This is a genomic window from Streptomyces sp. NP-1717 (assembly GCF_022695985.1).
GTDB lineage: Bacteria > Actinomycetota > Actinomycetes > Streptomycetales > Streptomycetaceae > Streptomyces.
Map to the genome: position 1 here is coordinate 1 of NZ_JAAPBF010000264.1, position 9,297 is coordinate 9,297.

Annotated in this window: 7 protein-coding genes and 1 pseudogene; 1 reads left to right on the plus strand and 7 read right to left on the minus strand. The window is 70.7% G+C overall.

Annotated elements, in window-relative coordinates; genetic code table 11:
• From GXP76_RS31420 to GXP76_RS31435, 4 genes and pseudogenes are all read right to left on the minus strand, one after another.
• Nucleotides 1–1,299 (minus strand): annotated as a pseudogene (locus tag GXP76_RS31420) (ATP-binding protein); the annotation flags it as partial.
• Complete coding sequence (locus tag GXP76_RS31425; RefSeq protein ID WP_242575018.1) at nt 1,296–2,018, minus strand: DUF4255 domain-containing protein; 723 nt, start codon at nt 2,016–2,018, stop codon at nt 1,296–1,298. The pseudogene GXP76_RS31420 and the gene GXP76_RS31425, both read right to left, overlap by 4 nt.
• A gap of 16 nt (nt 2,019–2,034) precedes the next feature.
• Nucleotides 2,035–4,137, minus strand: coding sequence for a VWA domain-containing protein (locus GXP76_RS31430; RefSeq protein WP_242575019.1), 2,103 nt, complete (start codon nt 4,135–4,137; stop codon nt 2,035–2,037).
• A 186-nt stretch (nt 4,138–4,323) separates the two neighbouring features.
• Nucleotides 4,324–4,950: a response regulator transcription factor gene (locus GXP76_RS31435; protein ID WP_242575020.1), complete on the minus strand. Its 627-nt coding sequence runs from the start codon at nt 4,948–4,950 to the stop codon at nt 4,324–4,326.
• Nucleotides 4,951–5,161: 211 nt separating this feature from the next.
• On the opposite strand from GXP76_RS31435, the gene GXP76_RS31440 reads away from it, so the two are divergent.
• On the plus strand, nt 5,162–6,493 hold the full coding sequence (locus GXP76_RS31440; protein ID WP_242575021.1) for a hypothetical protein: 1,332 nt from the start codon (nt 5,162–5,164) through the stop codon (nt 6,491–6,493).
• A 37-nt stretch (nt 6,494–6,530) separates the two neighbouring features.
• Here GXP76_RS31440 and GXP76_RS31445 read toward each other — a convergent pair whose 3' ends face one another.
• From GXP76_RS31445 to GXP76_RS31455, 3 genes are all read right to left on the minus strand, one after another.
• Nucleotides 6,531–7,370 (minus strand): DUF4157 domain-containing protein, encoded by an 840-nt coding sequence (locus tag GXP76_RS31445; RefSeq protein WP_374363299.1) that lies wholly within the window; start codon nt 7,368–7,370, stop codon nt 6,531–6,533.
• 223 nt (nt 7,371–7,593) lie between these two features.
• Entirely contained in the window at nt 7,594–8,169 is a 576-nt protein-coding gene (locus GXP76_RS31450; RefSeq protein ID WP_242575023.1) for a TerD family protein, read from the minus strand.
• 393 nt (nt 8,170–8,562) lie between these two features.
• Nucleotides 8,563–9,297: VWA domain-containing protein (locus GXP76_RS31455; protein WP_242575024.1), on the minus strand; the 735-nt coding region annotated here is incomplete at its 5' end.

The window sequence follows — 9,297 nt, forward strand, 5'->3', positions numbered from 1 at the left end:
GAGTTCGCGGAGTTGGGCGTGGGTGTCGGGTGGGAGGACCAGGTCGTCCCAGGTCACCGTCGGTTCGATGCGGCGGGCCAGGCGGTCCAGGCCCGCCGCGTTCTGGGCGCGGGCTCCCCGGCGTACGTGGTCGGCGGTGAGCGCGCCGCCCGACAGACTGGCCGTCTGGGCCGCGCTGCGGGCCGCGGCCGTGACTTGTTCCGGGGTGAGGAGGAACGGCGCCAGCAGATGGTCCGCGTCGATCCCGGGCGGGGGCGGCGCCGGGGACCACTGCTTGTACGCGTCCGTCCACAGGGCCCCGCGCGCCGACGGCTCCACGCGCGGAGCGTGCAGGAGCAGCGGGGGAGAGGCGGACCACGAGGCGTCCCACGGCGCTCGGCCCACCAGGATCGTCGCAACCTGAGTCGACGTCAGAAGCCGGAGCAGGTGCGGGTGTTCGCGGGACACCGCGTCCAGCGGCGCGCACACCAGGCCGGCCCCCGTCAGCCGGGCCTCGCGGACCAGGGTGCGTACCGCCTCCGCCGGCGCCCAATACTCGGCCAGCCGTGCCAGGTCCACGCCCAGGACGCCCAAGCCCGCCGCCGTCAGCGCGGACGCGGCCAGCGCCGTACCCGCGCCGCCCTGGTCCTCGCTGAGGTAGACCAGTTGAACGCCCTCGGACAGCACCCCGGCCAGCGGCGCCGGGTCGCCGACGCCCTGTACCGCGCGCCACGGGGCCAGCAGATCGGCGAGCCGGGGGTCCGGGGTGTCGTCACCCAGGAGGTGGGCCGCGACCCGGTCCGGTACGCGCAGCGCGCGGCTCAGGAACGGGCGGTCCAGGTCCTCGACCAGGAGCAGTCCACCGGCCCGCAGCGGTGACCGGGCAGCCAGCCGGGCGCGTGCCTCCTGGTCCGCCGGAGTCGAACCGCACAGGCCCAGGGCCAGACCGATGGACGGTCGGCGGCGGGTCACGTCGTCGTTCAAGTAGCCGTAGAACGCCTCGAAGCGGTCGTCCAGGTCCGGTACGAGGGCGATGAGCAGAATCTCGACGTCGAGTGCGGTGAGTGCGAACTTCTCTGTCAGGGACGTGAGTCGGGAGTCTGGTGGACTTCCGAGTGGCTGTTCGTCAGGGGGAGGGAAGGAGCGTGATGCGTCCTCGTCCAGCAGCCTCGCGACGTTCTCCTCCGTCAGATACAGGCCGCGGAACGCGTCGTCCGGGTCCGGGTCGGTAGCCCGCCTCGCCGCGACCGCCCGGCGGACGCGCTGCTCCACCGCGACCGCCCGCGCCAGCAGGTGTCGCAGGTCCGAGGCTCCCGTCATACGTCCTCCGGCGCCGTGCCGCGCGTCTCCGTGACACGGACTGCACCGGACGGCCGTCGCGGCGCAGGTTCCCGGCGCGGGCGGCCGGGCCGGGACCCGTACACCGGCTGTCCCGCGCCCGCACCTGATCCCTCACCCCGCGCCGGTACGTCCCCGAAGCTCGCCCGCAGCCCCTCGTCGCCCACCGGCGGACCCGCCTCGTAGACCGGCGACGACGTCACCGGAACGCTGATCACCAGGTCCAGCGACGGCTTCAACTCACCGCCCAGCGCGCTCCACACGTCCGCGAACGACCGGTCCTCCGGCGGCGGCAGCGCGATCGACATCGGCACCGCCGCGCCGATCTCCGCCAGGGATCCCGCCAGCCGTTCCGGCGGCAGCGCCTCGTACCGCAACAGGCACGCCAACAGCGAGGAGAGCAGCCGGTGTTCGTCCTCCGGGCGCTTGGTCCACGCCGTGATCAGATACGACAACTTGAAGTAGCGCGGCGGGCGGCGGCGCGCGACGATCGCGCCGCGTTCGTCGTACTCGTTGTGCAGCCCCCGCTCACGGCGCCGCATGTCCTCGCGGATGTCGTAGAGGTAGAGGTTGACCATCGGCGAATTGACCTTGGCCGCCCACTCCCTCGTCGGCGCGTCGAAGACGACCGCGATCGGGCCGCCTTCGAGCACCTCCGCCCGGATCAGGGTCCTCAGGACGTCGTCCACCTCGTGGATCATTCAGCTACCTCGCCCGTCACGAGCGACCCTTGAAGTCCGGTGGCTGGAGGTTGCGTTGCACCACCAGGACCGGTTCCTGGAGCCGGGGCAGGCCGGTGGCGTCCGCCCGCAGCACGCGCGGCCCGAGCGTGTCCTTGCGCAGCACCAGCATTTGCACCTCAAAGGTGCCGTCCCGGCCCACCCGGGTGCCCGACCTGTCCGCCGTGATGCCGAGGGACCACGTGAGACGTACGGTCTCGCCCGGTGGGTAGTCCTTGCCGCGTGCCAGTACGGGCTGCCCCGGCTTGGCGACCAGCGGGGTCACGGTGAGCGAGGGTTTCAGGACGCGCAGCCGGTCCGTGTCACGGTTGTTGGCCGTACGGCGGTCGGGCAGCGTGCCGCGCACGGTGGCCCGTACGTCGCCGGTGATCGCCGCCTGGTAGGTCGCCGTCTGCGTCACCTCGATACGGCCTCCGGCGGGGATCGTGCACGGCCGGGCTGCCGTACAGCGGTTCAGGGCCGGCAGGGTGCGGTCGCCCGCGCGGGACGGCGCCGGCCAGGCCGCCGAGAGGACCACACCCCGGGCCGCGTCCGGTCCCGCGTTGGTGACCGTGAACTCGGCGCGGGCCGGGCGGCCGATGTACGTACGGTCCGGGCTGACGTCCACCCGTACCGCGATGTCCGACGAAGGCGGTACGGGAGGCTCAAGCACCTCGAACTCCGCCGTGTCCGTACCGGTGTTGCCCGCCGAGTCCGTGGCCGAACAGGTGACGGTCGTTGTGCCGACCGGGAACAGCGCGCCCGACGCGGGATCGCAGGTGACGGGCAGCTCACCGTCCTGGGCGTCCGTGGCCGTGGCCGTGAATCCGATGCGCGCGCCGTCGTCGTCCTCCGCCCTGACCGTGCGGTCGTCCACGGTGACGACCGGGTCGTTGACGTCGTTCACGGTGATGCTGATCTTCTGCTGGAAGTCGGGATCGGGAACGGCGGCGGGGCCGAGCGCGTCCGTCCCCGGTACCTGCGCGCCGAGCTGGAGGAACTGGACCGTGCAGGTCAAGGTCGTGCCCTGGGGGGCGTCGGCCGACACGTCGACGTTCTCGGTGAACTGTGCGGTCTCGCCGCTGGTGAGCCGCCTCGTCGGCGGGTCCAGGGCGACGGTGAGATGCGGGTCGCAGTCGTGCAGCTCATGACCGACGGTGGTCGGCAGGTTGTCGAAGCCGTCCATGATCGCCTGGGCCGTCTCGTCCGGCTGGATGCCTTCCAGCAGGCGGCCACCGGTCGCGTTGATGATCCGGGTGGCCTGGCCGGGGGTGGTCGGCGGATCTTCGATCTGATCGGGGTAGTCCGGATTGTTGGCGTTCCCATTGCCGTTGAGGCCGTCCCCGAGGTTGCTGTCCACCTCGATGCCGATCACCCGGACCCCCTTGTCCTGGAGGTCGGCGATCGTGTCGTCGATGGTGTGGCCGTCGCTCGGCGCATGACTTGATGCATCGCTGACCAGGACCACGACCGGGCTCGCGCCCTCACGGAACACCGTCTTGCCGTCAGCGCCGTTGGCGATCTCCCACAGGCCGTTGATCCAGTCCTCCGACGGGCCCATGCTGAACTCGCCGAGGTCCGTGCGTAGTTGGTTCACACCGATCTGGACCAGTCCGATGTCGTCCGTCAGCTCCTGGAGTACTTTGAACCCCGCGTTCGGCTCATCGACTTCCTGGTCGCCGAACGTGGCGACCGCGAAACGTGATTCAGGCTCCGCGGCCAGGATCTTGTCGGTGATTTCCGGCAGATATGTCCGCACATCCAGGATCGGCCGTTCCATGCTGCCCGTGCCGTCCACCAGCAGCACCACATCCGGCCTCGGCGGGATCGCAGGTGTCCGCACCTGCTTGGCCACACCCGTCGAACCGCCCGGGTCCAGTGCCTCGTCAAGCGTGGCCGGCGTGACCCATGGGTCCGGCGGTACGGGGACGCGTACCGCCGCAGGTGTACCCGTCACCGGCGCGGTGTCCGCCACCGCCGACGCGGGCGCCAGACCGGCGCCGAGCAGGAGCAGGGCGAGCGCCGCCGCACGCCGCGCGCCGCGCGGTCGGATCCGCCCGTACGGCGCGGTCCGTCTGTCCGCCGACAGGTCTCTCGTCATCTCCCTCGGCATGCCCGTCCGCCGAATCCACCGCACAGCGTTCCTCCCCGTCCCCACCGTCCGGACATGCCGTCGCGGCCTCTCGAACGGTCCCGCACCACCCCCGCGCGCGCAGCGGAATGCGAGCCACTGCCACGGGTAAGCGCGATTGCCCTTTGGGGCAACGGCGGGGCAAATCGTCCGACGTCAGATAAGACCTTGACGCATCGCGTAAGCCACCGCGTGCGAGCGATTGCGCAATTGCAGCCGGGTCATCACGGAATGCAGGACGTTCTTGATCGTGCGTTCGGAATACGCCAGTTTCGTCGCGATATCCGCTGTGTCATAACCTTCGGCGACCAGTCGCAGCACATCGACCTCCCGTGCCGCCAGCCCGGTGAAGTGCAGTCCGCGCGGGCCGAGGACCTGGCCCTGGAGCCTGCCGACCTCTTCGAGGAGACGGCCGAGCAGGTCGGAGGGCAGATGCCCTTCGCCCCGCGCCACCGTACCGATCACCTGGACCAGGTGCTCCGGTGTCGACTCCGAGCGTCTGACCACACCGGCGACGCCGCACTCCGCCGCGCTCACGAGCTTCTGCTCGTCGATGTCCGTGGTGACCAGAACCGTGCGGCAGGTGCTCGTGCGCTGGATGTGGCGCAGCGTCCGCAGCGCATCCTCGTCGACCGTGTCCACGACGATGACCACGACCTCGGGCGAGACGTCTCCGGCGTCCCATTCCATGACGCTGACCTCGGGGCGGGCCCTTAATTGACTGGCTACCCCGGCCCGTGAAATCGGATCTTGGGCTCGTAACGCGACAGTGGTGCGCTCCATACGAATGCTCCCCCTGGGCGACAGCCTGAAGCGTCACAGCAATGCACAAGCCTCACAGCTGCATGTGATTGCCCCATCCGTTGTGAGGCTGACTGAAGATTCCCGCCTTCACGGAGAAGGAAACTGAAACGTTGTGGCGGGCATCGAATCTGCCCGAAAGTGTTCCTTCGAGGCCGATGTGACACCCGGTCACCGACCCTACGGTCCGGGTATGAGTCTCACCGCCAGTCTGGACGAATCGTCCGTCACCGCCGAACCGGGCGAGGAGACGGCCCTTGCGTTGCGGGTCCTGAACTCCGGCCGGACCGTGGAGGAGTACCGCTTCGAGGTGGTCGGCGCGTGCGCCGCCTGGTCGGCGGTGGAGCCCTCGGTCCTGTCCCTCTATCCGGGCGACTCCGGCACCGTGTCGCTCATGCTGCGCCCGCCCCGCGACTCGACGGTGCCGGCGGGCGGGACTCCGTTCGGCATCCGGGTGGTGCCGACGAGTGAGGAGAGCGGGACGGTGGTGCCCGAGGGCCGGGTGACCGTCCTGCCGTTCACGGAGACGACGGCCGAACTGGTCCCGCGCAGCTCGCACGGGTCACGGAGTGGTCAGCACCGGCTCGCCGTCGACAACCGGGGCAACACGCCGGTCTCCGTACGGCTCGGAGCCCAGCCCGGTACGGAGCTTGCGCGGGTGGTCTTCGCCGCTTCCGAACTCCGAATCGAGCCGGGCCGCGCCGAGTTCGGGAAGCTGCGCGTGCGGCCGGCAAAGCGGATGTGGCGCGGTACGCCGGTGACGCACCCCTTCCAGGTGTTCGCCACCCCACGGGTGGCCGAGGACCAAGAGCCCCTGGAACCCGTCCTGTTGGACGGCTCGTACCAGCAGGAACCGATACTGCCGCGCTGGTTGCCACGGGCGCTCGTCGTCGCCGCCGTGGTGCTGATCGCGCTGGTCGGCCTCTGGTACGCGCTGCTGCGCCCGGCGGTGAAGTCGGCGGCCCGGGAGGCGGTCACGCCCGACGCGGTACGGTCCGCCGTCGAGGCCGACAAGAGCGCGTCGCCGGACGCGGAAGACCCGGACGGGGGAGGAGGCCCGGCCGGTGCCGGTTCCGCCGGTGGCGACTCCGCCGGCTCGGGCGACGGCGCGCCGGGACCCAGCGCGTCACCGAGCCCCGGATCCTCGGCGGACGCCGCCGCGACCGCCCCGACCAGCGCACAGGTACGGGTCAGTGACGCGGTGGGCGGCGGAGCGAACACCGGGACGGCCCTGCGCGTACCGGCCGGGCAGACCTTCGAGCTGACGGACATCGTCGTGCAGAACCCGCAGGGCGACGCGGGAACGGTCGTCGTCTCGGCCGGGCGGGAGACGCGGGTGCTCAGCCTCGGACTGGAGAACTTCCGTGATTCCGACTACCACTTCGTGACCCCGATCCTGGTGCCCGGGGGAAGTACGGTCACGATGACCATCGACTGCCGCAGGGTCGGCAGACCGGTGGGCGCGCCGGCGCCGTCGCGCTGCTCGGAGTCGCTGTTCCTCGGCGGCAACATGCGCCCGGAATAAGCGATGTGATGGTCCGTCTGGCGAAGGGGGGCGCGGCTCAGGCGGGCGGCGCCTCTTCCTCCTCCTCGGGGCCGCCGGTCGCGGCCCGCTGGACGAACGAGCCCTGCACATCGGCCGGTTGCTCCTCCTCGTCCTCCGTGGCCGCCCGTTGCACGGCGGCGGTCGCCGGAGTCGGGGCTGACGTACCGCCGGATACCGGCGTGGGTACGGCCGTTACCGGGTCGGCCAGCACGCGGTCCGCGTTCGCGACGGCCTCCCGCTCGAAGCGGTCCGAGGGGTCGCTGACCCGGATGCCGCCGGGCGCCTCCGTCCCCTCCACGGGCCCTTCCCGCTGCTGGATCACGTGCGTCAGCTCATGCGCGAGCGTGGTACGGCCCTGCGGTGACGACGGGTCGTAGGCGTCGCGTTGGAAGACCACGTTGTTGCCCACGGTGTACGCGTGCGCGCCGACGCCCTTCGCCGACTCGTGGGCCGCGGCGTCGTTGTGGACGCGTACGTCGGAGAAGTCGGCGCCCATCCGGCTCTCCATGTCCGTACGGGTGTCGGCGTCAAGCGGGGAGCCGCCCGAGGACACGACCTCGTGGACCGGCGAACGGGGCTCCTCCTCGGCGGAGACCCGGTCCGGCGGGCCGTTCCGCGAGCGCTGGATCATCGGGCCGAGCGCTCTGTTGCCGACGGCCCGCTGGAGCGTGCCCATCCCGGCGGCACCGATCACATCGGCCCGTCCGTCGGCCGCCGCGCGGTAGAGATGGTGGGTGAGGCCGGAGTCGCGGTCGCGGTCAGACACAAGCTCGCGGTCACCGACGTGCTCGTGCTCGTGTTCGTGCTCATGCCCTTGCCCGCGTTCGTTCTCGTGCTCGTGGTCGTGTGCGTTCATCGCCATCTCCCCTGACCGCACCGGTCGTTCGGCTGCCGGGCCGGGCGCCGCGCCGCGGCGTTCCCCACGTTCCACCCTTCGCCGCCGACCCCTTCCCGGTCCAGTCCGCACACCGGCCCGACCGGGGCACCCGGCGGTGCCCCATCGGGCAACCCGGAAAGCGCGACGCCGCCGGTCCCGGAAGCCTGACGGCTGGTCCGGGTCCGGCGGCGTGTGGTTCAGCTCAGACGCCGACACCGAAGTCGGTGGCGATGCCCGAGAGGCCGGAGGCGTAACCCTGGCCCACCGCGCGGAACTTCCACTCCGCGCCGTTGCGGTACAGCTCGCCGAAGACCATCGCGGTCTCCGTCGAGGCGTCCTCGGTGAGGTCGTAGCGCGCGAGCTCCGCTCCGCCGTCCTGGTTCACCACGCGGATGAACGCGTTGCGGACCTGGCCGAAGCTCTGGCTGCGCGACTCGGCCTCGTGGATCGAGACCGGGAAGACGATCTTGTCGACATCGGCGGGGACACCGGCCAGGTTGACCTTCAGCGACTCGTCGTCGCCCTCGCCCTCACCGGTGAGGTTGTCACCGGTGTGCTCGACAGAACCGTCGGGGCTCTTGAGGTTGTTGTAGAAGATGAAGTGCTGGTCGGAGGGGACCTTGCCGGCCGCGTTGACCAGCAGCGCGCTCGCGTCGAGGTCGAAGTCGGCGCCGGTCGTGCTGCGTGCGTCCCAGCCCAGGCCGATGACCACCGCCGTCAGGCCGGGCGCCTCCTTGCTGAGCGAAACGTTGCCGCCTTTGGAGAGGGAAACTCCCACGATCTTCTCCTGGTGCTCGAAGGTATGGACTGAGCAAAATCTACAACACTGTAGAAATTGTCAGCGGGGCAGGGGAGCGGTGCGGAGCCGGCCGTACGGACGGAGCGGCGCGGAGGGTACGCCCCGCCCCCCGCACCGCCGTCTGTCGGCCGTAGCGCTTGCTTCTACAGCACTGTAGAAACTAACAGTAAGGGTGTAGTGGTACAGACCGGGGGACAAGTGCGGGCAGTGCGGGGGAAAGCGATCCCCCCGATCCGCCCTGCCGGGCCCGCGCCCACCGGACGGATCGACGGCGCCCTGTGCCCGCGCGTCGGTGATCGGTAGGCGTCGTACAGCCGGACCGCGTAGCCGGGAAGGCCGTCGCCTTTGTTCATTCCGCTCGACGCGACCGGCTCAGCGCAGGATCCCCGCCTGCCGCGCCTCCCGCAGCCATGACGGGAACTCCGACAGGAGCCGGTCGTACAGCTCCGGGTCGGAGACGCGCTCGATGTCGTCGACGGCGAAGAAGCCGACGTTGTCGACCCGGCGGCCCGCCATCGTGTCGAAACGCTGGAGCACGCCGTAGTTGGCCCTGCCGAGCCCGACGAACTGCCAGAACACCGGCTCCTCGACCGCCGCGCGCAGCTCCCGCTCGATCTCGGCGTCGCGGTACACGCCCCCGTCGGAGAAGAACAGGACCAGGGTCGGCGCGGGCACGGGGTTCTCGCGCACGTACGCGCGTACCTCCGCGATGACCTTCTGCTCCTCGTTCTGGAAACCGACCGCCCGCATGTCGACCTGCCCCGCCACCAGGCCCTTCTGCGGCTTCTTCCGGCCGAAGAGACTCATCTGCCCCACCCGTACGTGCAGCCCCAGCCACTCGGGCAGGTCGCCGATCACCAGATCGGGCAGCCGTGCCGGGTTGGTGGCGAACGTCCACGCCTGCATCTCGCCGTCGTCGTCGAGTTGCGCCGCGACGGCAGCCATCCGCTCGGCGACGTTCTTCACCACGCCGCGTGTGTACAGCGCGCTCATGGATCCCGAGGCGTCGAGGACGAGGATGACGCGTGCGACGACGCCGGTGACGCCGTGCTTGTCCAGGCTGACCGCGACCTGTTCCTTGCGCAGCGAGAGGCGCTTGCGCATGTC

What these genes read in the sequence shown, in the direction of transcription:
- GXP76_RS31425 (WP_242575018.1), bottom strand. Translation starts at nt 2,018, where the DNA reads ATGATCCACGAGGTGGACGACGTCCTGAGGACCCTGATCCGGGCGGAG.
- GXP76_RS31430 (WP_242575019.1), bottom strand. Translation starts at nt 4,137, where the DNA reads ATGACGAGAGACCTGTCGGCGGACAGACGGACCGCGCCGTACGGGCGG.
- GXP76_RS31440 (WP_242575021.1), top strand. Translation starts at nt 5,162, where the DNA reads ATGAGTCTCACCGCCAGTCTGGACGAATCGTCCGTCACCGCCGAACCG.
- GXP76_RS31445 (WP_374363299.1), bottom strand. Translation starts at nt 7,370, where the DNA reads ATGAACGCACACGACCACGAGCACGAGAACGAACGCGGGCAAGGGCAT.
- GXP76_RS31435 (WP_242575020.1), bottom strand. Translation starts at nt 4,950, where the DNA reads ATGGAGCGCACCACTGTCGCGTTACGAGCCCAAGATCCGATTTCACGG.